Below are 22848 nucleotides of genomic sequence, written 5' to 3'. Positions count from 1 at the left end.
GCCGTCCTTTTTCGTAATTGCTTGACTTCGGTCAAAGTTGCGGGGATTGAGTTGAACTAGCTATCTTGGAACAGTTCAAAACTGAGGGCCATTTGCCGCAGGCAACGGGGGCTTTCCGGGGTTGACCCTCTGACCGCTTTCAAGGAACAAAGGCGGGCAGGGTTGTGGAGATGATGATGGATTTCGAGAGTTTCTTCAAAGCCGAGTTGGACGGGCTGCATCAGGAAGGCCGCTACCGCGTATTCGCCGATCTCGCCCGCCACCGTGGCGACTTCCCGAAGGCGACACGCTACACGGCCGAGGGCAGCCAGCAGGTCACCGTCTGGTGCTCGAACGACTATCTCGGCATGGGCCAATCTCCGGTGGTCGTCGAGGCAATGAAGCGGGCGATTGACGAATGCGGCGCCGGCGCCGGCGGTACCCGCAACATCTCCGGTACCAACCATTATCACGTCCTGCTCGAGCGCGAGCTTGCCGACCTGCACGGCAAAGAATCCGCGCTGCTGTTCACTTCGGGATACGTGTCGAACTGGGCCGCCCTTGGAACTCTCTGTTCCAGGATTCCCGGCATCATCTGCTTCTCGGATGCTGGGAATCACGCTTCGATGATCGAGGGCATTCGTCATTCGAAATGCGAACGCGTCATTTTCAAGCACAATTCGGTGGCCGATCTTGAAGCCAAGCTCGCGGCGGCCGATCCGCGCGCGCCGAAGATCATCGCCTTCGAATCGGTCTATTCGATGGACGGCGACATCGCGCCGATCAGGGAGATCTGCGATCTCGCCGACAAATACGGCGCGATGACCTATCTCGACGAGGTGCATGCGGTCGGCATGTATGGCTCGCGCGGCGGCGGCATCGCCGAGCGCGAGGGGCTGATGCATCGCCTGACTGTAATCGAGGGCACGCTCGGCAAGGCATTCGGCGTCATGGGCGGCTATATTACCGGTTCGGCGGCGCTCTGCGATTTCATCCGCTCCTTTGCCTCCGGCTTCATCTTCACGACTGCCCTGCCGCCAGCGCTCGCCGCCGGCGCGCTCGCCTCGATCCGGCATCTGAAGGAGAGCCAGGTCGAACGCTTCGCGCATCAGGAGCGGGTGCGACGCTTGCGCTCGCTGCTCGACAAGCGCGGCATTCCGCACATGCTCAATCCGAGCCATATCGTGCCGGTGATGGTCGGCGATGCCGCCAAGTGCAAATGGATCTCGGACCTGTTGCTCGACAATTGCGGCGTCTATGTGCAGCCGATCAACTATCCAACGGTGCCGAAGAAGACCGAGCGCCTGCGTATCACGCCGACGCCGCTGCATTCGGATGCCGATATCGATCACCTGGTCGGCGCCCTGCATTCACTCTGGTCGCGCTGCGCGCTGGCAAGGGCGGTGGCGTAAGCGCTCACGAGCCGAAGCCCCTCATCCCGCAAACGGGGAGAGGGGACGGACTTGCACCTTCTCCTCATCTGTGGGTGAATGGGTGGGGTGGGAAGCACGCCGCGAGTCTCCTTCGCCCCGCTTGCGGGGAGAAGGGCGGATGAGGGACAGTTCGAACCGAATATCGCGTGTTATTCAATCAACCCGGCCGCAGTATGCCGGGCTTTTTCATCCGCCGCGAAGACATCGTCCATGGTGGCGGCCGCCGGCAGGTCAGCCAACGCATCCATCACCTCCTCGACGATTTCCGCCATCGCCAGGAAGCCGATCCTCGCCTTGATGAAGGCTTCGAGTGCGGTTTCCTTCGCGCCGTTTAGCACCGCCCCCTGCACGCCGCCCGCCTCCATCGCCCGGCGCGCCAGGCGGAGCGCCGGGAAGCGGATTTCGTCCGGTGCTTCGAAATCGAGCCGCGCGAGCTTTGCGAAATCGAGCCGCTCGACCGGCAGCGCTGAGCGCTTCGGATAGGAGAGCGCATAGCCGATCGCCGTGCGCATGTCGGGACAGCCGAGTTGCGCCAGCACCGATCCGTCGCTATAGCCGACCATGGAATGGATCACCGATTGCGGATGGACGATCACCTCGATCTGATCCGGACGCAGCCCGAAGAGGTGGCGCGCCTCGATCATTTCCAGCGCCTTGTTGAACATCGAGGCGCTGTCGATCGATATTTTCAACCCCATTGACCAGTTGGGGTGGGCGCGGGCGATGTCGGCGGTGACGTGCCGCATCTCCTCGAGCGACTTGGTGCGGAACGGGCCGCCGGAGGCCGTCAGGATGATGCGTTCGACCGCGTGTCGCTGCTCGTTTTCGAGGACCTGAAAGATGGCATTATGTTCGCTGTCGACGGGTAGCAGCCGCGCGCCCCCCTTGTGGACCGCTTCCAGGAAGAGGCTGCCCGCGGAAACGAGGCACTCCTTATTGGCAAGCGCGATGGCGGCGCCGCGCCGCGCGGCGGCAAGGGTCGGAGCAAGCCCGGCATTGCCGACGATTGCCGCCATCACCCAGCCGGCGTCGCGCTCGGCCGCCTCGATAAGGCCGCTGCGGCCGGCCGCCACGGCAATGCCGCTGCCGCTCAGGGCCTCCTTCAATTCGCCGTAGCGCTCCGCGTCGGCGGTGACCGCAAGCTCCGCCCCCAGGCGGCGCGCCTGTTCGGCGAGCAAGGGTATGTTGCCGTTTCCGGTGAGTGCCGCAATCTCGAAATTCTTACGGCCGCCGAGTCGCTCGATCACGTCGAGCGTGCTGGTGCCGATCGAACCGGTGGAGCCCAATATCGTCAGGCGGCGCTTCTCGTCGCCGGATGCCATTGCCAATTCCCGTATTCTTCTGGTTCTGGAGTTTCCCATAGGCTCTACAGCCGAAAGCCCTCGGCAACAAGGGCAGAAGCCGCCGCTCTTCTCTTTCCGGCACCGCTGCGCTAAGAATCCGCCTGGCTGCAACCATGCGTCGCTCTCTGCGCGAGGAACTTCCCATGTCAAAGACCCTGACGGCTGCCATGTGCGCCTGCGTGCTGATCGAAGTTGCCTCCATGAATACGGTCGCCGCCGAGAACGTGCCGCAGGAGCTCGTCGGTTCCTGGCGCGCCGAGGCGATCGGCGGCGAAGGCGTCGTCGACGAATTCGAGACGGAACTGGATATCCGGGAGGACGGTACCTATGGCGGCATGGGCGGCTGCAACTTTTTCACCGGCGCCTTCACCCTCTCGGGCAAGACCATCACCTTCGGACCCACCGCCGCGGCGCGCAAGATGTGCGAACCGGCCATCATGGAGCAGGAGCAGAAGTTCTTCGACGCTCTGCGGAATAGGCTCGACTGGAGTATAGACGGCACAAGGCTCACGCTGGCGGGCGCCGACGGCACTCCGGTCATGCGGCTCGTATCGACCGAGGCCGCGGCAGCGGGCGGGGCGGAGGTCATCCTGCGTGTGCCCGGTGCCGGCGCTGTCGACCGGCAGACGGTGCGATACGATTGCGCCGGGGAGGGCGTCGACGCCGAATATATCAATGCCGGCCCCCTGTCGCTCGTCACCTTCTCGATCGGCGGCCACTACATCGCCGCCTCGGGAATTATCTCAGGCTCGGGCGCGCGCTATGCTGGCGGACGCTATATCTGGTGGACCGAAGGCGAGGAGGCGACGCTCTTCGACGTGACGAAGGGCGAGGAGGATCCGGGGGTGGTTTGCGTCAAAAGGGGATAGAGGCGCAACTGAGGTAGCGATCCTGGGGCCCGGCGGAGCTTGGGACGACCGCACGGATGGTCTCCCCGGCTCTGTCCGCAGCTTTGCGTAACGTATGCAGATTGCATGCGACCCGATCGAGGCGGCCCGTGCAAATAGGGGCCGCCTCTGCTCAATGCCGGATCAGAATGGCGAATCCGGGAAGTAGAAGTCCTGCGCATTATCCTCGGTCACGAGCGTTGCGTCGATCGTGTAGACACCGCGGACTGGAACCTGACTGTAGAAATTGGCAGCGGTCATCTCGAGCGCAGTACCGATCATCGCCGGCGGATAGAGCACGTCGACCGGGATCATCTTGTCGCCGTCCATGACCTTCTTGATCATCTCCTTCGAGCCGGCACCGGCGATGACGTACTGGATGTCGGTGCGTTTCGCCTGTTCGATGGCCTGCAGCACGCCGACAGCCATGTCGTCGTCCTGGCACCAGACGACATCGATCTTCGGGTACTTGGTCAGGTAGTCCTGCATGACCTTGAAGGCATCGTCGCGATTCCAGTTGCCGTACTGGCGGTCGAGAACCTTGACGTTCGACCCCTCGATACCCTTGTCGAAGCCGTCCTGGCGCTGCTGATCGATCGGGATCGGCAGGCCGCGGATTACGACGACTTCGGCATCCGGTGTCGTTGCCTTGATGTACTCACCAGCGACCTGGCCGAGTGCCGGGTTGTTGCCCGCAACGTAGAGATCACGTACGGATGCGTCGTTGACGCTCGGCGCACGATCGACCAGGGCGACAAAAGTACCCTTGTCTTTCACTTCCTTGATGGCGTTGACGAGCGGATCCGGATCGGTCGGCAGAATGACCAGAGCGTCGATGCCTTGTGTCTCGAGATCCTGCACGGCGTTGGCTTGGCTCGCCGGATCGGGCGAGGTCTTGACGATCACGTGGAGACCCGGATTTCGCTCCATCAGGAGCTTTGCGACCCGTTCGGCATGGAAGACCACACCGGCCGTCCAGCCGTGATCGGCTGCCGGTATCGACACGCCGATCGTCACTTTCTTTTCCTCCTGCGCATGCGTCACGCCGGTGAGGGCGGTCATGGCCGCGAGGGTCAGGCCGAATAGCTTCTTACGCATTATGTACCTCCCAAAACAGGTCAACCTTTTGCAGGCCGGGAGACCTGTGGACCCGGCTGTCTCACGATTTGCGCACCAGCGAGCGCTGGACGAGCATCGCAATGATGATGATGGCGCCCTGAATGGCGCCGATCAGGTATTCGCTGATGAAGTTGGACAGCAGCATGATGTTGCCGACCAGCTCGAGGATGAAGGCACCGCAGATTGTGCCCCACACCCGACCCGCCCCACCCTTGAGTGCCGTGCCGCCGATCACGACGGCTGTGATCGCCTGCAGTTCCCACAGGATGCCTGTGGTCGCCGACGTCGAGCCGAGGCGCGGCACGTAGAGCAGCACGGCTACCGCTACGCACAGCCCCTGGATCACGAATGCGACCGTGCGAACGCGATTGACGGAAATGCCCGAGTATCGCGCGACGTCACGATTGGAGCCGACGCCGACGACGTGCCGCCCGTAGCGGGTGCGGTAGAGAATGAAGGCGGCGACGGCGGTCACACAAAGAATAACGACGATGGGAACCGGCACGCCGAAGATCGTGCCGAAATAGACGGGACGGTACATCTCCTGGAGCTGAGGCTCCTTGAGCGTGATTGCTCCGCCCTGCGAAAGCCAGGTCGTCAGCCCCCGATAAATGCCCATGGTGCCGAGCGTCGCTATGAAGGGCTCGATCCTGCCGACCGTCGTGATCAGACCGTTGGTGAGGCCACATAGCGCACCGGCAATTATCGTGAAAAGGATAGCCGTCAGGAGCATGAGCACCGGATCGGCAATTACGCCGGAATTCATGAAGAGGATCATCAGGCTGGCGATGAAGGCGACCATTGCGCCGACGGACAGGTCGAGATCGCCTGAGGAAATCACGAAGGTCGCCCCGACTGCGATGATGGCGATGAATGCGCTTCGGGTGGCGACGTTGGCGAGATTATTGATGCTGATGAAGTTGGGATTGACCAGCGCGCCCACCAGGAGGAGCAAAGCCAGCGCAACGAATGGCGCCACAGCCCTCAGATCAATGTCACGCCAGCTGCGGCGGCGGATCGCCACCTGACTGCTTTCCTGGTTCACGCTCATATCCAATCGGGCCTCCGCCTCACCTTTCGGGAATTGCATTGTTGCCGTCGGCGGCAAAGGATCCGCCCGCGCGGATCAGGCCGCCTTCTTCTTCAGACCTGCGGCGTAGCGCATGATCTCCTGTTCAGAGATCTCGTCGCCCTCGAGTATGCCGGCAATTTGGCCTTCCCGCATGACCGCTACGCGACTGCAGAGGCCGATGATCTCCGGCATCTCGGACGAAACGACGACGATCGAGCGGCCATCCCGGGCCAGCGCCGAGATGAAGTGATAGATCTGCTGCTTGGTGCCGATGTCGATGCCCCGCGTCGGCTCGTCGATGATGATGATACTCGGATCAGTTTCCATGACCTTGGCAAGCAGGAGTTTCTGCTGATTGCCCCCCGACATGCGTCCGGCGACGATAGTGTCGTCCCTGACGCGGATATCGAAGCGGCGGCGAGCCCTGACGAGAGCCGCTTGCTCGCTTGCCGGGTCGAGATAGCCGAGGCGGGTATGGCGGCCGAGCGACTGCAGCGTCAGGTTCGCCATCATCCCGGCATTGAGCAACAACCCCTTGGCCTTTCGATCCTTGGTCATGTAGACGAGGCCGGCCTTGTTGATCGCATGGACATCACCTGACGGTACCGGCTGGCCGCGAACCAGTACCTCGCCTTTCAGGCGCGAGCGAAGTCCCACGAGCGCTTCCATCAACTCCGTTCGGCCGGAGCCGATCAGCCCTGAAAAGCCGAGGACCTCGCCGCGGCGAACCTCGAAACTCGCGTCCCGGACATAGCCGGTGGATACCGAACTGACCCGTAGCACCACTTCTTCGTCGACGTTGGGCTCGCTTTTACCGGGGTAGAGGCTCGATAGTTCGCGGCCGACCATCAGCTGGGCGATAGCCTCGCCGTCGAGGGTGGAGGTGGGCGCCGTCTTGATCCACTGGCCGTCGCGCAACACCGTCACACGATCCGTCAGTTCCATGACCTCGTCGAGCTTGTGCGACACGAAGACGAAGCTGGTGCCCTTTTCGCGCAGCTTGCGCACCAGCTGGAACAGGAAGTACGTTTCCTCGCGCGACAACACTGCCGTCGGCTCGTCCATGAAGACGACGCGCGCGTCACGGCTGATGGCTTTGGCGATCTCGACCATCTGCCTTTCGGCAATCGACAGAGAGCCGATCATCGCGTTTTCGTCGACGTGAGAGCCGAGGAGATCGAGGACGCGGCGTGTTTCCGCACGCATGAACTTGCGGTCGAGAACTCCGAAACGGGTTACCTCGCGCCCGAGAAAGAGGCTCTCGGTGACGGTGAGATGTTCCGCCAGATTGAATTCCTGATGGATAATGACAATGCCGAGCGCCTCGGCGGCACCGTTGGGCGGAAGCGTCACGGATTTGCCGTCTAACAGGATCTCGCCCGAGGTCGGCTGCTCGAAGCCGGAGAGAATCTTCACGAGTGTGGATTTGCCGGCGCCATTTTCACCCATCAGCGCGTGGATTTCGCCCTGGCGCAGCTCGAAATCGACGCTGAACAGCACCTGCACACCGCTGAACGATTTGCTGACGCGTCGCGCGGACAGCACGACGGGAGCGCTTTCGACGACGTCCGTGCCCATGTTCCCCTCCCTGAGGCCTCCACCTCATTTTTGTTGATGTAAACCTTTACACTGCCCGATGTAAAGGTTTACATGCTGTTTGTCCGGCAATTTTTTCTGGTCGCGCATTTGACCGTCGGGCAAGTCTGTGTAGTGTCTCGCCATAGAGTCCGAGGCCAATCGAGTGTCCAGTTCCCCGCCCGCCACCATCGAAGATGTCGCACGGATGGCCGAAGTGTCGATCGCGACAGTTTCGCGGGCCATTCACATGCCGGAGAAGGTCGCCAAATCGACCAGACTCAAGGTCAATCAAGCAATCGCGATAACCGGCTACACGCCCAATGCGATGGCGCGCAGCCTAAGGCTCGGGCGCTCGAATATGATACTCGTGGTCGCGCCCGATATTGGCGACCCGAATTTCTCCAGTATTCTGGTGGGCCTTGAAAACGAAGCCCGGGGCCACGGCTACGGCGTGCTGATCGGCCACACACAAAACGACGCGCAGCGTGGGCTGGAATACCTGAAATTCTTCAATTCGAACCAGGCCGCGGGCATGATCCTGTTTACGGGCATTCTTCCTTTCGGTCACGAGGCCATGACCGCACGTCTGCCGCCGACCGTGGGCGTATTCGAGCCGGTCTTCAATGGCGGCATTCCTTATGTCGGGGTCGACGACGTCCAGGGTGCTCGCAAGGCTGTTGACCTCCTCATTTCGGAAGGTCACCGGCGAATTGCATTCATCGGGGACTCCAGCACGCGCCTTGCCTATCGTCGCCGTCGGTCGGGATACGAGGCAGGGCTTGCTGCGGCCGGCATTCCCTTGAGACGGCAATTGGTCCTTGAAGGTGACGGATCGGTGGAAAGCGGAAGGCTCGCGCTGGAACAGTTCTTCATGCGCGATGATCTTCCCACCGCCTTCATGTGCGTCAACGATCAGACCGCCCTTGGCGTCGCTCTCGGGGTGAAGGCACGCGGCTACGAAATACCGGACCATTTTTCGATCACCGGTTTCGATGACATCCCGCAAGCGAGTTTCATGACCCCCTCCCTGACCACAATCCGCCAGCCACGCACCGCGATCGGCAAGCATGCGATGGCATTGCTGCTCGACATGCTTTCGGACCGGGCAGCTTCCGAAACGGAGATCCTGCTCAGACCCGACCTGGTGGTGCGCAACTCCGTTGGGCCACCCCCAAATGGGCGATGAGGGGTCCTGGAGCCGCGCCACATCGGTCCGTCCGGTAGCATCATGCGCCGGCGGGCTGCCCGGTTACTACGCTGCTTTGGCAAGGGAAGAAATGGTGATCCCGGCGCGATTCGAACGCGCGACCCCCAGATTAGGAATCTGGTGCTCTATCCTGCTGAGCTACGGGACCACTTGCTATAGACCCATACAAAAGCGAGGCTTGTTCGCCAAGTGTTTTTCGATGGCGTCGCCATTTTGGCGGATGGACTAGCGGCGCCAACGGAGCGGATGCTAAGCAAGGGTGACGGCGGCCTCGGGGAGAGGCGCCATCTGAAAGACACCATCCTGGGACGTGATCCACACATGTTCATCGGTATCGATTGGGGCGGCACGAAAATGGAGGTCATCGCGCTCGGCCGCGATGGCGGCACGCGTGCAAGGCACCGGGTTCCAACCCCGACCGGCGGCTATGACGATTGCGTCCGTGCCGTGGTCGACCTCGTGGCCGCCGCGGAGCAGACGGCGGGGGAGCGCGGGTCGATCGGCATCGGCATCCCCGGCAGCCCCAATCCGCGCACCGGCATCGTGCGCAATTCCAATGCCGTGCTCATCAACGGCAAGTCGCTCGGGCGCGACTTGGAAGCGGCCCTCGGCCGGCCGGTGCGCCTTGCCAACGACGCCAATTGCCTGGCGGTCTCCGAAGCCGTCGACGGAGCCGGCAGGCAGGCGCGCATCGTCTTCGGCATCATTGCCGGCACCGGTCATGGCGGAGGGCTGGCAATCAACAAGAAGGTTCACGCCGGCTATCAGGGCATTGCCGCCGAAATCGGGCATTATCCGCTTCCCTGGATGAGGCCGGAAGAATATCCCGGCCACAGGTGCTGGTGCGGCAAGCTCGGCTGCCTCGACATGTATGCCTGCGGCACCGGGCTCGAGCTCGACTATCGCACGACCACCGGCGTCGACCGCCGCGGCCGCGACATCATCGATTTGAAGCGCGCGGGCGACCCCGCCGCGACCGGCGTCTATCAACGCTTCGTCGATCGCCTCGCCCGGAGCCTCGCGCTTCTAACCAATATCGTCGATCCGGATGTCTTCGTGCTCGGCGGCGGCATGTCCAATGTCGACGAGATCTATGGTGAACTGCCGAGCCTGATCACCCGGTACGTCTTCGCCGACAGTTTCGAGACGCCGATCCTGAAGGCGGTGCATGGCGACAGTTCCGGTGTGCGCGGCGCCGCCTGGCTCTGGAAGGAGTAAGTTCGGAGCGCGGCGACGATTTATCGCCCGATCCGTGCGTCTAATTGAAACAGAACCCGCTGAGGTATCATGAACATCGACAACGACCTGCGCCGTATCGCGCTTCAGGAACAAGAGCTGCAGTTCGACCGCTTAGACCTCGACGCTGCCTGGCTGCTCGGCTCGACGCTACGCGGCATGGCCGCCGAGCGCAATCTGGGTGTCGTCATCGACATCACGCTTTTTTCCATGCCGGTCTTCTATGCGGCGCTCGAAGGGGCGACGCCGGACAATCCAAACTGGGTGCGGCGCAAGCGCAACACGGTGTTCCGCCTGTTCAGAAGCAGCTATGCCACCGGCTTGAACCTGCTCAAGCAGCAGACGAACCTGCAGGCGAAGCTCGGCCTGCCGGATGCCGACTACGCGGCCCATGGCGGCAGCTTTCCGATTGTCGTCAAAGGCACCGGATGCATCGGCGCCGTCACGGTTTCCGGTCTGCCGCAGCGGGATGATCACAATCTGGTCGTCGAGGCGCTTTGCGAGGTCCTGGGCGCCGACCATGATGCACTGAAACTCGAGGACTGAGAGAGAACGCGCAGGGTATGGACATTCACTTGCAGGCACGGGAGTTCGACCGCTGGCTCGCCGAGGCGGCCCTGCCGCTCTGGCGGCAGAAGGGCTATGACGCGGTCGGCGGCGGCTTCGTCGAAACGATCGACCTGCAGGGCGAGCCGACCCGCGCCGCTCGCCGCTCGCGCGTGCAGCCGCGGCAGGTCTATTGCTTCGCGGAAGCGGGGCGGCGCGGCTGGAGCGGCGATTGGCGCACTGTCGTCGAGGGCGGGCTTCACTATTTCGATAGGGTCTACCGTCAGCCGAGCGGCTTTTACGGGGCGCTTGCTGATGCCGACGGCGAGATCATCGATACCGGCTTCGACATATATAACCAGGCCTTCGCGCTGCTTGCCTTCGCCCATCTGGGCGAAGTCGTGCCGGAGCGAAACGCGGAGATGGCTGAGCGCAGCAACGAGATGAGGCTCAGCCTCGAGGCCCATTGCAAGCATCCGATCGCCGGCTTCGAGGAGGACAATCCGCCGCGTTTGCCGCTCTGCTCCAATCCGCATATGCACCTCTTCGAGGCCTGTCTCGCCAGTGAAGAGGTGGAACGCTTCGACCGGGTCGCCTGGGCCAATCTTGCCGACGAGATCGCGCATCTGGCGATGGAGCATTTCGTCGACGCCGAAACCGGCGCCTTGCGCGAGTTCTTCGACCATGACTGGGCGCCCTTTCCGGGGGAGAAAGGCCGGATCGTCGAACCCGGCCACCAATTCGAATGGGCGTGGCTGCTTCTTCGCTGGGCGGAGCGGCGCGGCAAGTCGCAAGCGATCGTTACGGCGCGACGGCTCTTCGAGATCGGCGAGACGCACGGCATCTGTGAGCACCGTGGCGTCGCCGTCATGACGCTCTTCGAAGACTTTTCCGTCGCTGATCCGGTGGCGCGGCTCTGGCCGCAGACGGAATGGCTGAAGGCGGCGATCCGATTCGCGGCCTTGGGCGAGGGCGCGGAGCGGACGCGTTATCTCGCCTCGGCTTCACGCGCAGCGGCCGCGCTCGACCGCTTTCTGCAAACACCGGTTCCCGGTTTGTGGCGCGACAAGCTGAAGGCGGACGGCACCTTCGTCGACGAGCCCGCGCCGGCCAGCAGCTTCTATCACATCCTCTGCGCGATCTACGAACTTGAGGATTGCCTCAAGCGGATGTGAGATTGCCTCCAGCACCGTGGTCGACGCACATGCGATGCTGCAAGCCTGCGAGGGGCTGCATCTTCCGGCCATTCCGCCCTTCAGAGAACGAGTATCTGCCGCCCGCCGCGATTACGGCGGGCTTTTTCTTGCCGGAAGTCAAATTGTGATCTCCTCGTATGTTGACATAAAGATATGTTTATGTGAGTTAGTTGATGTCGTTTTCAGAACGGGAGATTTCCCATGGCCGCCAACTCCCTCTTCGGAGATGTTTCACCGAAGCCTGACGGATCGGAAATCTTCCGGGCCCTGCGTCAGGCGGCGGCAGAGCGCATCCTGATCATGGACGGCGCCATGGGAACGGAGATCCAGCAGTTCGGCTTCGCCGAGGATCACTTCCGCGGCGCCCGGTTCGGGGGCTGCAGCTGTCACCAGCAGGGAAACAACGATCTTCTGACGCTGACGCAGCCGAAGGCGATCGAGGACATCCACTATCGCTATGCCATTGCCGGCGCCGACATTCTCGAAACCAACACCTTTTCCTCGACCCGCATCGCCCAGGCCGATTACGGCATGGAGGACATGGTCTATGAACTGAACCACGACGGCGCGCGGCTTGCCCGGCGGGCGGCCAAGCGCGCTCACGCCGAGGACGGCCGGCGACGCTTCGTCGCCGGCGCGCTCGGGCCGACGAACCGCACCGCGTCGATCTCGCCGGACGTCAACAATCCTGGCTATCGCGCCGTCGGCTTCGACGATCTGAGGCTCGCCTATGCCGAACAGGTCCGCGGGCTCATCGACGGCGGCGCCGACATCATCCTGATCGAGACGATTTTCGACACGCTGAACGCCAAGGCGGCGATCTTTGCAACGCAGGAAATCTTCGCCAAGAAAGGCGTTCGTCTGCCGATCATGATCTCAGGCACAATCACCGATCTTTCCGGCCGCACGCTTTCCGGCCAAACGTCGGAAGCCTTCTGGTATTCCGTGCGCCATGCGGAGCCTTTCACGATCGGGCTCAACTGCGCGCTCGGCGCCAATGCCATGCGCGCCCATATCGACGAGCTTTCGTCGGTTGCCGATACGCTTATCTGCGCCTATCCGAATGCCGGCTTGCCGAACGAGTTCGGCCGCTATGACGAGAGCCCCGAGGCGATGGCGGCGCAGATCGAGGGTTTTGCGCGCGACGGGCTCGTCAATATCGTCGGCGGTTGCTGCGGCTCGACGCCCGACCACATCCGCGCCATTGCCGAGGCCGTCGAAAAATATCCGCCGCGCGAGATTCCGCAGATCGAACGGCGCATGCGCCTTTCCGGCCTCGAGCCGTTCACGTTCACCGACGAGATTCCCTTCGTCAATGTCGGCGAGCGCACCAATGTCACCGGTTCGGCGAAGTTCCGCAAGCTGATCACCGCTGGCGACTATGCCGCTGCCCTCGACGTCGCACGCGATCAGGTGGCGAACGGCGCCCAGATCATCGATGTCAACATGGACGAGGGCCTGATCGACTCGAAGCAGGTCATGGTCGAGTTCCTGAACCTCGTCGCTTCAGAGCCGGATATCGCCCGCGTGCCGGTGATGATCGATTCCTCGAAATGGGAGGTGATCGAGGCCGGCCTCAAATGCGTCCAGGGCAAGGCGCTGGTCAATTCGATCTCGCTGAAAGAGGGGGAGGAGGCGTTCCTGCATCACGCCCGGCTGGTGCGCGCCTATGGCGCTGCCGTGGTGGTGATGGCCTTCGACGAAAAGGGGCAGGCCGACACGAAGACTCGCAAGGTCGAGATCTGCCGCCGTGCTTATCGGCTGCTCACTGAGGAGGTGGGCTTCCCGCCGGAGGACATCATCTTCGACCCCAATATCTTCGCCGTTGCGACCGGCATAGAGGAACACAACAATTACGGCGTCGATTTCATCGAGGCAGCACGGGAAATCACTGCGTCATTGCCGCATGTGCACGTCTCGGGCGGCGTCTCCAACCTTTCCTTCTCCTTCCGCGGCAACGAGCCGGTGCGCGAGGCGATGCATGCGGTCTTCCTCTATCACGCCATCCAGGCCGGCATGGACATGGGCATCGTCAATGCCGGGCAGCTCGCGGTCTATGACGCGATCGACCCGGATCTGCGCGAGGCCTGCGAGGACGTCGTGCTCAACCGCCGCCAAGACGCGACGGAGCGGCTCCTGGAGATCGCCGAACGCTATCGGGGGCAGGGCGGCGCACAGGGCAAGGAAAAGGACCTCGCCTGGCGGCAATGGCCGGTCGAGAAGCGCCTGGAGCATGCGCTCGTCAACGGCATTACCGAATTCGTCGAAGCGGACACGGACGAGGCGCGGCGTGCCGCCGAGCGCCCGCTCCATGTCATCGAAGGGCCCCTGATGGCGGGCATGAACGTCGTCGGCGACCTCTTCGGGTCCGGCAAGATGTTCCTGCCGCAGGTGGTCAAATCGGCGCGGGTGATGAAGCAGGCGGTCGCCGTGTTGCTCCCCTACATGGAGGCGGAAAAGGCGGCCAATGGCGGCGACGCGCGCGAAAGCGCCGGCAAGATCCTGATGGCGACCGTCAAGGGCGACGTGCACGACATCGGCAAGAACATCGTCGGCGTCGTGCTCGCTTGCAACAATTACGAGATCATCGACCTCGGCGTCATGGTGCCTTCCGCAAAGATCCTCGAAGTGGCCAGGGAGCAGCAGGTCGACGCCGTCGGGCTTTCCGGCCTGATCACGCCGTCACTCGACGAGATGGTGCACGTCGCCTCCGAACTGGAGCGCGAAGGTTTCGACATTCCGCTGCTGATCGGCGGGGCGACGACCAGCCGCGTCCATACGGCGGTGAAGATCAATCCGCGCTACACGCTCGGGCAGACCGTCTATGTCACCGACGCGAGCCGCGCCGTAGGCGTCGTCTCGAGCCTGATGTCGCCTGAAGTGCGGATGGCCTACATGGAGACGGTGCGCGCCGAATATCTGAAGGTTGCCGAGGTGCATGCCCGCAACGAGGCGGAAAAACGCCGCCTGCCGCTTTCACAGGCCCGCGCCAACGCCCACAGGCTCGACTGGAGCGCTTATCGGCCGAAGACGCCCTCTTTCCTCGGTACCCGCGTATTCGAGAGCTGGGACCTCGCAGAGCTCGCGCGCTATATCGACTGGACGCCCTTCTTCCAGACCTGGGAGCTGAAAGGCGTCTATCCGCGGATTCTCCACGACGAGAAGCAGGGACGGGCCGCCCTCCAGCTCTTCGAGGATGCCCAAGCGATGGTCGCAAAGATTATCGCGGAGAGATGGTTCGCACCGAAGGCGGTCGTCGGCTTTTGGCCGGCCGGTACGGTCGGCGACGATATCCGCCTCTTCACCGATGAGGCGCGTGAGAGCAAGCTTGCCACGTTCTTCACGCTCCGCCAGCAGCTTGCAAAGCGCGACGGCCGAGCGAATGTCGCGCTCGCCGATTTCGTCGCGCCGGTTCAGAGCGGCACGCATGATTATCTCGGCGGCTTCGTGGTGACGGCCGGCATCGAGGAGGTGGCGATTGCCGAGCGTTTCGAACGCGCTAACGACGATTACTCCTCGATCATGGTCAAAGCGCTTGCCGATCGCTTCGCGGAAGCCTTCGCCGAGCGCATGCACGAATATGTGCGCAAGGAGCTTTGGGCCTACGCACCGGAGGAAGCCTTCACACCCGAGGAACTGATCGCGGAGCCCTATCGGGGCATCCGCCCGGCGCCCGGCTACCCGGCACAGCCGGATCATACGGAGAAGGAAACACTGTTCCGGCTCCTGGATGCCGAGGCTGCGATCGGTGTCAGGCTGACGGAGAGCTTTGCGATGTGGCCGGGCTCCTCGGTTTCCGGTCTCTATATCGGCCATCCGGATGCCTATTATTTTGGTGTGGCCAAGATCGAGCGGGATCAGGTCGAGGACTATGCCGAGCGCAAGGGCATGGATGTTCGCGTGGCAGAGCGCTGGCTGTCGCCGATCCTGAACTATGTGCCGATGCCGGAGACGCAAGCGGCGGAATAGGCCGGCGTTCTACCGGTTTGCCGCCAGGATCATCTCGGCCGCCTTCTCCGCGATCATGATCGTCGGCGAGTTGGTGTTGCCGGAGGTGATGGTCGGCATGATCGAAGCGTCGGCGATGCGAAGGCCGTCAAGGCCGCGGAGGCGCAAGTGCGGATCGACGACGCTTTCGGGGTCGGCGCCCATCCGGCATGTGCCGACGGGGTGAAAGATCGTCGTACCGATATCGCCCGCCGCTCGCTTCAGTTCCTCATCGGTCTCGTAGGCCGGGCCCGGCTTGAACTCGACCGGATCGTAGCGCGCGAAAGAGGGCTGCGCGACGATGCGGCGGGTGAGCCGGATTGCCTTCACAGCCACCTCGCGATCGGTCTCGGTACTCAGATAATGGGGGCGGATGTCGGGTGCCGCGGCATAATCCGGGCCATTTAGATGCACCGATCCGCGGCTTTCCGGCCTCAAATTGCAGACGCTGGCCGTGATCGCCGGAAATGGGTGCACGGGCTCGCCGAATTTTTCCAAGGTGACCGGCTGCACGTGATATTCGAGGTCCGGCGTCTCCTTTTCCGGTCCGGAGCGGGTAAAGATCCCGAGCTGGCTTGGTGCCATCGCCATCGGCCCGGAGCGGCAGACGAGATATTCGAGCCCGATGGCAGCCTTGCCGAGGAGGGAGTTCGCCTTCTCGTTCAACGTGGGTACGCCGGTGACCCTGTAGGCGAGGCGAAGCTGCAGGTGATCCTGCAGGTTGGCGCCGACGCCGGGCAGGTCGTGACGGACTTCGACGCCGTTCTGCCGGAGGATTTCCGGGTCGCCGATGCCCGAGAGCTCCAGAATGTGCGGCGAGCCGATGGCGCCGGCCGAAAGCACTGTCTCCCGGCGGGCCCGCACGCGCTTGGTGACGCCGTCGTGTTGGAATTCGACGCCGGCGACACGTCCCTCTTCGAGAATCAGCCTCCGGACATGCGCTTTGGTCATGATCGTGAGATTGCGGCGGCGCCTGGCCGGCTTCAGGAAAGCCTTGGCGGTGTTCCAGCGAATTCCTGAGCGCTGGTTGACATCGAAATAGCCCGAGCCCTCATTGGTGCCGCGGTTGAAATCGTCCGTTTCCGGAATACCGGCCTCGGCCGCCGCCTTCTGGAAGGCGTCGAGTACAGCCCAGCGGACACGGGCCTTCTCGACCCGCCATTCGCCGCCGGCGCCGTGCATGGCGTCGCCACCGCGATAGTGGTCCTCGGACTTCTTGAAGAGCGGCAGAACCGCTTCCCAGTTCCAGCCGGTGCAGCCGAGTTGGCGCCAATGATCGTAGTCGCGCGCCTGGCCGCGCATGTAGATCATGCCGTTGATCGAGGAGCAGCCGCCGAGCACCTTGCCGCGCGGATAGCCGAGCGACCGCCCGTTCAGCCCCTCCTCCGGTGCGGTGGTGAAGCACCAGTCGGTGCGCGGATTGTTGATGCAATAAAGATAGCCGACAGGAATGTGGATCCAGTGATAGTTGTCGCGGCCCCCGGCCTCGAGCAGCAGCACGCGATGCGCCGGATTCTCCGAAAGGCGGTTGGCGAGAACGCAGCCGGCGCTTCCCGCTCCAGCGATGATGAAATCGAAGGTATCCATGGGCTTTCTCTGGTATCGGCACGGCTAAAAAGCAATCGGGCAACTGGCGTCAGTGCGAGTGGCGGTACTCGAAGCCGAGTTTTCGGCCGAGGCGTGAATTGTAGAACTCGCCGACAATGCCGCGGCGGAAGACGAGCACGCAGGCCATGAAGACGAGCCCGGTGATGATCGTCACCGGAAATTCGGACGTCGCCAGGTAGTTCTGGAGGGTCACCACGAGTCCGGCGCCGAAGAGCGGCCCGATCAGCGTGCCGATGCCGCCAAGCAGCGTCATCAGAATGACCTCGCCCGACATCTGCCAGCCCACATCGGTCAGCGTCGCAAACTGAAAAACGAGCGCCTTCAGGCCGCCCGCAAGGCCCGTAAGCGCCGCCGACATCACGAAGGCTGCTAGCTTGTAGTTTCTGACCGAATAGCCGAGCGAGATCGCGCGCGTCTCGTTCTCGCGGATTGATTTCAGGATCATGCCGAAGGGCGAATTGATGATCCGCCAGATGATGCCGATGCCGATGACGAAGACGGCGAGGACGAAATAATATATGTTCATCGGTCGGGAAAGATCGAGGAAGCCGAAGAGGTAGCCGCGCGGCACCGACTGGATGCCGTCCTCGCCATGGGTGAATTCGGCCTGCAGACAGAAGAAATAGAACATCTGCGCCAGCGCCAGCGTGATCATCGCAAAATAGATGCCCTGGCGACGAATGGCAAAGAAGCCGACCACCGCACCGAGAAAGGCAGCGCCGATCACGCCGACGAGGATGCCGAGCTCGGGCGGGAGGCCCCATTCCTTGACCGCATGCGCCGTGAAATAGGCCGCGCCGCCGAAGAAGGCGGCGTGGCCGAAGGATAACAGCCCCGTATAACCGAGAAGCAGGTTGAACGCGCAGGCAAAGAGCGCAAAACACAGAAGCTTCATCAGGAAGACGGGGTATAGGAAAAGTGGTGCGAAGATGAAGAAGGCGAGACCGACGCCGAGAAACACCGTCTGGGCGACGACGGGCGAGCGTTCCTTCCGCTTTTCAAGTTCGAGTGTCAGCGTCATATCAGGCATCCCGGCCGAAGAGGCCTGCTGGCCGTATCAGGAGAACGATGGCCATGATCACGAAGATCACGATGTTCGAGGCCTCTGGATAGAAGACCTTGGTCAGTCCCTCGGCGACGCCGAGCAGGTAGCCGGTGACGATCGCGCCCATGATCGAGCCCATGCCGCCAACGACCACCACGGCGAAGACGACGATGATGATGTTCGATCCCATCAGCGGCGAGACCTGATAGATCGGCGCGGCAAGCACGCCGGCAAGGGCGGCAAGCGCCGCGCCGAGTCCATAGGTGAGCGTCAGCAGGGACGGTACATTGATGCCGAAGGATTGCACCAGCACCGGATTTTCCGTCGCAGCGCGCAGATAGGAGCCGAGCTTGGTCTTTTCGATAACGAGCCAGGTTCCGAGGCAGACGATCAGCGAAAAGAGGATGACCCAGCCGCGGTAGACGGGCAGGAACATGAAGCCCAGATTCGTGCCGCCGGTCAGAAGCGCTGGCGTCGCATAGGGCTGGCCGGAGGCGCCGTAAAGGTAGCGGAATGTTCCCTCGACCGTTAGCGCCAGTCCGAAGGTGAAGAGCAGGCCGTAAAGCGGGTCGAGCGAATAGAGTCGCCGGAGCATGGTCCGCTCGACCGCCGCGCCGAGAAGACCGACGAGAACCGGCGCGAGCACGAGCGCCGGCCAATAACCGATGCCGAGATACGAGAGAAGCAGCCAGGCGACGAAGGCACCCAGCATATATTGCGCGCCATGGGCAAAATTGATGACGCGCAAAAGGCCGAAGATGATCGCGAGGCCGAGGCTCAACAGCGCATAGAAGGAGCCGTTTATGAGCCCGATCAGGAGTTGCCCGAGAAGCGCCTGGAGCGGAATCCCGAAGATCATCGTCATGGCTTAAACCCCGAGCACATCATGCAGCATGTCCATGCGCTCGGGCAGTTCCGACACCGGGAACTCGCCGGCGATCCGGCCATGGTCCATGAGATAGAAACGATCCGCGACCTTGCTTGCAAAACGGAAGTTCTGCTCGACGAGGAGGACCGTCATGCCGCGCTCTTTGAGCTTCTTCATGACCTCGCCGATACGCTGCACGATGACCGGCGCGAGACCCTCGGTCGGCTCGTCGAGCAGCATCATCCGGACGCCGGTGCGCAGGATTCGGGCGATCGCCAGCATCTGCTGCTCGCCGCCGGAGAGCCTGGTGCCCGGGCTGTTGCGGCGCTCGTGGAGGTTGGGGAAGAGTTCGAAGATCTCGTCGATCGTCATCCCGCCTGTCGCGACGGCGGGCGGCAGCAGCAGGTTCTCGTAAACGGACAATGTCGAGAAGATGCCGCGTTCCTCGGGCACGAAGCCGAGGCCGCGATGGGCGACGCGATGCAGCGGCAGACGCATCAGATCCTCGCCGGCGAAACGGATGCCGCCCTTGCGTTCGCGCACGATACCCATGATCGCCCGGAGCGTCGTCGTCTTGCCGACGCCGTTGCGGCCGAGCAGCGTCACCATCTCGCCCTCGCCGACGGTCATGTCGACGCCATGCAGGATGTGGCTTTCGCCATACCAGGCATTAAGGCCCGAGACTTCGAGAAGCGGTTTCATCTCAGGTCTCCTCCGTGCCCAAATAGGCGGTGCGCACGCGCGGATCGTCGGAGACGGTGCCATAGTCGCCTTCCGCCAGGATCTCGCCGCGCTGGAGCACCGTGACGTGATGGCAAAGGGTGGCGACGACCGACAGATTGTGCTCGACCATCAGCACGGCGCGTTCGCGCGCAACCTCGCGGATGATCTCGGCCACCATGCCAACGTCCTCATGACCCATGCCGGCCATTGGTTCGTCGAGAAGCATCACCTTTGGATCGAGAGCCAGCGTCGTGGCGATCTCCAGCACGCGTTTGCGGCCATAGGAGAGATCGGCGGCAATGGCGTGGCGCTCCTTTTCGAGCCCAACGGAGCGGATCAGATGATCGGCCCTGGCGTTCAGGGCATCGAGCGCCGAAAGGGGTTTCCAGAATTGGATCGCAAGATGGTTCGGCCGCTGCAGCGCGACGCGGACGTTGTCGAGTACCGACAGATGCGGAAACACCGCCGAGATCTGGAAGGAGCGCACGAGGCCCATGCGGGCGACCTTGTCCGGCGCCATATTGGTGATGTCCTCGCCGAGCAGGATGATGGTTCCGTGGGTCGGCTGCAGGAACTTGGTCAAGAGGTTGAAGACGGTCGTCTTGCCGGCTCCGTTCGGGCCGATCAAAGCGTGCACGCGGGCATGCTGGACGTCGAGGTCGACGTTGTTGACGGCGGTGAAGCCGCCGAAGTCGCGGCGGAGACCGCGGGCGGAAAGAACCACCCGCGGCGCGCCGTCCTCGGCAGGCACGGCGACGCTCATTGCCCGCCGCCGATCAGGACTTCACCAGTTCGCAGCCGCTCTCGGCCGGATCGATGAAAGCTTCTTTGCCGGGAATGGTCGCAAGGACGTTGAAATAGTCCCACGGCTCCTTGACTTCGTCGGGCTTCTTCACCTCGAGCAGATACATGTCATGGATCATGCGGCCATTCGGCGCGACGGTTCCGTTTTGCGCGAAGACGTCATTGACCGGCATCGCGTGCAACGCCTTGGAAACAGCGTCGGCATCGTCGCTGCCGGCTTTTTCGATCGCCTTGAGATATTGCAGAACGGCCGAATAGGTGCCCGCATGGACCATGTTCGGCATCTTGCCGGTGCGTTCCATGAAGCGCTTGCCGAACTTGGCGCTTTCCTCGTCCCTATTCCAGTAGAAGCCTTCGGTGAGCGTCAGGCCCTGCGCGGCGTCGAGGCCGAGGCCGTGCACCTCGGCCAGCGTGAAGAGAAGCGCCGCAAGGCGCTGCCCGCCCTGGACGATGCCGAATTCTGCCGCCTGTTTAATGGCGTTCGAGGTGTCGAGGCCGGCATTGGCAAGGCCGATCACCTTGGCCCCGGAAGACTGGGCCTGAAGCAGGAAGGACGAGAAATCTGTGGTCGCCAGCGGATGGCGAACGGCGCCGACGACGGTGCCGCCGTTCTGCTTGACGAAATTGCCGGTATTTTCCTCGAGCGAATAGCCGAAGGCATAGTCCGCCGTCAGGAAGAACCAGCTGTCGCCGCCCTGCTTGACGAGCGCACCGCCGGTGCCCACGGCAAGCGAATAGGTGTCATAGGCCCAGTGGAAGCCATAGGGGCTGCATTGCTTGCCGGTGAGTTCCGTCGTCGCGGCGCCCGTGACGATGTCGATCTTTTTCTTTTCTTTCGAGATCGCCTGGACGGCGAGCGCAACGGAAGAGGTGGTGAGCTCCATGATGCTGTCCACCTGCTCGGTGTCATACCACTGGCGTGCAATGTTGGAGGCGATGTCCGGCTTGTTCTGGTGATCGGCTGTGACGACTTCGACCGGAACGCCGAGAACCGTTCCGCCGAAATCCTCCACCGCCATCAGCGCGGCCTCGTAGGAGGACTTGCCACCGAAATCGGCGTAGACGCCGGATTGGTCGTTGAGGATTCCGATCTTGACCTTGCCGTCGGATGCATCGGCGAAAGCCGCCGTGCTGCTGGCAAGCATTGCAAAGGCGGCGACCAGTGTCTTACGCATCATATTTCCTCCAAAACATCAGAGCCGTCTGCACGAGTTCTCTTGAACGCGGAGTCGTTCCCGGGACGCTTTCAGCGTTTCGGGCGGCAACTCGGTTCATTCGCTCTGTTCAGATTTGGCCAGACATGCTCCTCCTACGTCCGGCTCTTCTTTTACCATCGGGAAAATTTCGCTTTGACGCAAGCGTGTCAAACCTTAAATTGCAAACAGGATCTGTTCATTTCTGAACAGACGGGAGGCGGCGGCATGAATGCGAATTTCACCTGGGACGATCTGCAGTTCTTCCTGGCGGTCGCGCGGACCGGTCAGCTTTCCACGGCGGCACGGCGGCTGAGGACCAGTCACGCGACCGTGTCGCGCCGCATCGACCGGCTCGAATTCTCCCTCAAGGTCAAGCTTTTCGAGCGCAATCCGCGCGGCTATGTGTTGACCGCAATGGGCCAGCGCTTCGTCGAGACCGCCGAGCGCATCGAGCGGGAAACGGAGCAGTTGCAGCTCGACATCAGCGACAGCGCCACGGCACAGCGCGGCGTGGTGCGGCTGAGCACGCTCGAGGGCTTCGGAAATTTCTTCCTCGCAGATCGCCTCAGCGATTTTGCCAGCCGTTATCCGAACATCTCGCTGGAGCTGGTGGCGATCCAGCAGATCATGGCGCTGTCGCGCAAAGAGGCCGATATCGCCGTTTCGCTCGCCGCGCCGAAAGCCGGTCCCTACCATGCCGAGGTGCTCACGCCCTATACGTTGCATGTCTATGGCGCCTGCAGCTATCTGGCCAAGCACCCGCTGATCCGCACGCGCAACGATCTCGCGTCGCACCGTTTCGTCGGCTATATCGAGGATATGATCTTCGCGCCGGGCCTCGACTATCTCGGCGAGATACAGCCGGGGCTGCGGGCTCATTTCCAGAGCTCGAGCATCCTGACCCAGTTGAAAGCCGCTTGCCAGGGACTCGGTCTCTGCGTGCTGCCGCACTTTATGGCGCGCAACGAACCCGCCCTCGAGATCGTGCTGCCGGGGGAAGTCGAGCTCAAGCGCACTTATT

At 62.5% G+C, this 22848-nt stretch carries 18 protein-coding genes and 1 tRNA gene (1 of these 19 only partly in view); 8 read left to right on the top strand and 11 right to left on the bottom strand.

The window, feature by feature from the left end:
• Positions 1-176: 176 nt before the first annotated feature.
• On the top strand, positions 177-1391 hold the full coding sequence (gene hemA, locus AC4P1R_RS14000; protein WP_069458651.1) for a 5-aminolevulinate synthase: 1215 nt from the start codon (positions 177-179) through the stop codon (positions 1389-1391).
• Between the two features lie 170 nt (positions 1392-1561).
• On the opposite strand, the gene dxr is transcribed toward hemA, so the two are convergent.
• The gene (dxr, locus tag AC4P1R_RS13995; protein WP_151611661.1) at positions 1562-2734 is read right to left on the bottom strand and encodes a 1-deoxy-D-xylulose-5-phosphate reductoisomerase; all 1173 of its coding nucleotides are present in this window, start codon (positions 2732-2734) and stop codon (positions 1562-1564) included.
• 164 nt (positions 2735-2898) lie between these two features.
• Here dxr and AC4P1R_RS13990 point away from each other — a divergent pair, with 164 nt between their 5' ends.
• Positions 2899-3624, top strand: a complete 726-nt coding sequence (locus tag AC4P1R_RS13990; protein WP_069458649.1) for an META domain-containing protein — start codon at positions 2899-2901, stop codon at positions 3622-3624.
• Positions 3625-3786: 162 nt separating this feature from the next.
• Here the strand turns inward: AC4P1R_RS13990 and AC4P1R_RS13985 are convergent, their stop codons facing one another.
• The 3 genes from AC4P1R_RS13985 to AC4P1R_RS13975 form a co-directional block, all read right to left on the bottom strand.
• Entirely contained in the window at positions 3787-4740 is a 954-nt protein-coding gene (locus AC4P1R_RS13985) for a substrate-binding domain-containing protein (RefSeq protein ID WP_069458648.1), read from the bottom strand.
• A 61-nt stretch (positions 4741-4801) separates the two neighbouring features.
• On the bottom strand, positions 4802-5812 hold the full coding sequence (locus AC4P1R_RS13980) for an ABC transporter permease (RefSeq protein ID WP_069458647.1): 1011 nt from the start codon (positions 5810-5812) through the stop codon (positions 4802-4804).
• A gap of 75 nt (positions 5813-5887) precedes the next feature.
• Complete coding sequence (locus AC4P1R_RS13975) at positions 5888-7411, bottom strand: sugar ABC transporter ATP-binding protein (protein ID WP_492177117.1); 1524 nt, start codon at positions 7409-7411, stop codon at positions 5888-5890.
• Positions 7412-7574: 163 nt separating this feature from the next.
• Here AC4P1R_RS13975 and AC4P1R_RS13970 point away from each other — a divergent pair, with 163 nt between their 5' ends.
• Positions 7575-8597, top strand: coding sequence for a LacI family DNA-binding transcriptional regulator (locus AC4P1R_RS13970; RefSeq protein WP_069458645.1), 1023 nt, complete (start codon positions 7575-7577; stop codon positions 8595-8597).
• A gap of 92 nt (positions 8598-8689) precedes the next feature.
• Here the strand turns inward: AC4P1R_RS13970 and AC4P1R_RS13965 are convergent.
• Positions 8690-8766, bottom strand: a tRNA-Arg gene (locus AC4P1R_RS13965).
• 173 nt (positions 8767-8939) lie between these two features.
• Here AC4P1R_RS13965 and AC4P1R_RS13960 point away from each other — a divergent pair.
• From AC4P1R_RS13960 to metH, 4 genes are all read left to right on the top strand, one after another.
• The gene (locus AC4P1R_RS13960) at positions 8940-9836 is read left to right on the top strand and encodes an ROK family protein (RefSeq protein WP_069458644.1); all 897 of its coding nucleotides are present in this window, start codon (positions 8940-8942) and stop codon (positions 9834-9836) included.
• A 69-nt stretch (positions 9837-9905) separates the two neighbouring features.
• The gene (locus tag AC4P1R_RS13955; RefSeq protein WP_069458643.1) at positions 9906-10400 is read left to right on the top strand and encodes a heme-degrading domain-containing protein; all 495 of its coding nucleotides are present in this window, start codon (positions 9906-9908) and stop codon (positions 10398-10400) included.
• A 17-nt stretch (positions 10401-10417) separates the two neighbouring features.
• The gene (gene pmi, locus AC4P1R_RS13950) at positions 10418-11575 is read left to right on the top strand and encodes a mannose-6-phosphate isomerase Pmi (protein ID WP_151611658.1); all 1158 of its coding nucleotides are present in this window, start codon (positions 10418-10420) and stop codon (positions 11573-11575) included.
• A 222-nt stretch (positions 11576-11797) separates the two neighbouring features.
• Positions 11798-15565 carry a methionine synthase gene (gene metH, locus AC4P1R_RS13945; protein ID WP_492177116.1) on the top strand — a complete coding sequence of 1256 codons (3768 nt, stop codon included), beginning with the start codon at positions 11798-11800 and terminating at the stop codon, positions 15563-15565.
• A gap of 9 nt (positions 15566-15574) precedes the next feature.
• Here metH and AC4P1R_RS13940 read toward each other — a convergent pair whose 3' ends face one another.
• Genes AC4P1R_RS13940 through AC4P1R_RS13915 form a run of 6 tightly spaced genes read right to left on the bottom strand, consistent with a single transcriptional unit; the run spans position 15575 to position 21806 of the window.
• Positions 15575-17170 carry a GMC family oxidoreductase gene (locus AC4P1R_RS13940; RefSeq protein WP_492177115.1) on the bottom strand — a complete coding sequence of 532 codons (1596 nt, stop codon included), beginning with the start codon at positions 17168-17170 and terminating at the stop codon, positions 15575-15577.
• Positions 17171-17219: 49 nt separating this feature from the next.
• Entirely contained in the window at positions 17220-18221 is a 1002-nt protein-coding gene (locus AC4P1R_RS13935) for a branched-chain amino acid ABC transporter permease (protein ID WP_069458639.1), read from the bottom strand.
• Positions 18214-19101 carry a branched-chain amino acid ABC transporter permease gene (locus tag AC4P1R_RS13930; RefSeq protein ID WP_069458638.1) on the bottom strand — a complete coding sequence of 296 codons (888 nt, stop codon included), beginning with the start codon at positions 19099-19101 and terminating at the stop codon, positions 18214-18216. Before AC4P1R_RS13930 ends, AC4P1R_RS13935 begins: the two co-directional genes overlap by 8 nt.
• A gap of 3 nt (positions 19102-19104) precedes the next feature.
• A complete protein-coding gene (locus AC4P1R_RS13925; RefSeq protein ID WP_492177114.1) occupies positions 19105-19806 on the bottom strand; it encodes an ABC transporter ATP-binding protein in 702 nt (233 codons plus the stop codon).
• Between the two features lies 1 nt (position 19807).
• Positions 19808-20590: an ABC transporter ATP-binding protein gene (locus tag AC4P1R_RS13920; protein WP_492177113.1), complete on the bottom strand. Its 783-nt coding sequence runs from the start codon at positions 20588-20590 to the stop codon at positions 19808-19810.
• Between the two features lie 13 nt (positions 20591-20603).
• Positions 20604-21806 carry an ABC transporter substrate-binding protein gene (locus tag AC4P1R_RS13915; protein ID WP_069458947.1) on the bottom strand — a complete coding sequence of 401 codons (1203 nt, stop codon included), beginning with the start codon at positions 21804-21806 and terminating at the stop codon, positions 20604-20606.
• A 246-nt stretch (positions 21807-22052) separates the two neighbouring features.
• Between AC4P1R_RS13915 and AC4P1R_RS13910 the strand changes: the two genes are divergently transcribed.
• Positions 22053-22848 carry the 5' portion of a LysR family transcriptional regulator gene (locus tag AC4P1R_RS13910; protein ID WP_492177112.1) on the top strand. It continues 152 nt past the right edge of the window, so 796 of the gene's 948 nt are visible here — the first part of the coding sequence; it begins with the start codon at positions 22053-22055; its stop codon lies beyond the right edge, outside the window.

The organism is Sinorhizobium sp. Y406 (genome assembly GCF_058732025.1).
Note: the sequence above shows the minus strand (reverse complement) of the source record. Positions and strands in the feature narration are given on the sequence as shown.

Excerpts from the sequence above, each read along its gene's own strand:
- hemA (WP_069458651.1), top strand. The coding sequence starts at position 177 with ATGGATTTCGAGAGTTTCTTCAAAGCCGAGTTGGACGGGCTGCATCAG.
- dxr (WP_151611661.1), bottom strand. The coding sequence starts at position 2,734 with ATGGCATCCGGCGACGAGAAGCGCCGCCTGACGATATTGGGCTCCACC.
- AC4P1R_RS13990 (WP_069458649.1), top strand. The coding sequence starts at position 2,899 with ATGTCAAAGACCCTGACGGCTGCCATGTGCGCCTGCGTGCTGATCGAA.
- AC4P1R_RS13985 (WP_069458648.1), bottom strand. The coding sequence starts at position 4,740 with ATGCGTAAGAAGCTATTCGGCCTGACCCTCGCGGCCATGACCGCCCTC.
- AC4P1R_RS13980 (WP_069458647.1), bottom strand. The coding sequence starts at position 5,812 with ATGAGCGTGAACCAGGAAAGCAGTCAGGTGGCGATCCGCCGCCGCAGC.
- AC4P1R_RS13975 (WP_492177117.1), bottom strand. The coding sequence starts at position 7,411 with ATGGGCACGGACGTCGTCGAAAGCGCTCCCGTCGTGCTGTCCGCGCGA.
- AC4P1R_RS13960 (WP_069458644.1), top strand. The coding sequence starts at position 8,940 with ATGTTCATCGGTATCGATTGGGGCGGCACGAAAATGGAGGTCATCGCG.
- AC4P1R_RS13955 (WP_069458643.1), top strand. The coding sequence starts at position 9,906 with ATGAACATCGACAACGACCTGCGCCGTATCGCGCTTCAGGAACAAGAG.
- pmi (WP_151611658.1), top strand. The coding sequence starts at position 10,418 with ATGGACATTCACTTGCAGGCACGGGAGTTCGACCGCTGGCTCGCCGAG.
- metH (WP_492177116.1), top strand. The coding sequence starts at position 11,798 with ATGGCCGCCAACTCCCTCTTCGGAGATGTTTCACCGAAGCCTGACGGA.
- AC4P1R_RS13940 (WP_492177115.1), bottom strand. The coding sequence starts at position 17,170 with ATGGATACCTTCGATTTCATCATCGCTGGAGCGGGAAGCGCCGGCTGC.
- AC4P1R_RS13935 (WP_069458639.1), bottom strand. The coding sequence starts at position 18,221 with ATGCCTGATATGACGCTGACACTCGAACTTGAAAAGCGGAAGGAACGC.
- AC4P1R_RS13930 (WP_069458638.1), bottom strand. The coding sequence starts at position 19,101 with ATGACGATGATCTTCGGGATTCCGCTCCAGGCGCTTCTCGGGCAACTC.
- AC4P1R_RS13925 (WP_492177114.1), bottom strand. The coding sequence starts at position 19,806 with ATGAAACCGCTTCTCGAAGTCTCGGGCCTTAATGCCTGGTATGGCGAA.
- AC4P1R_RS13920 (WP_492177113.1), bottom strand. The coding sequence starts at position 20,590 with ATGAGCGTCGCCGTGCCTGCCGAGGACGGCGCGCCGCGGGTGGTTCTT.
- AC4P1R_RS13915 (WP_069458947.1), bottom strand. The coding sequence starts at position 21,806 with ATGCGTAAGACACTGGTCGCCGCCTTTGCAATGCTTGCCAGCAGCACG.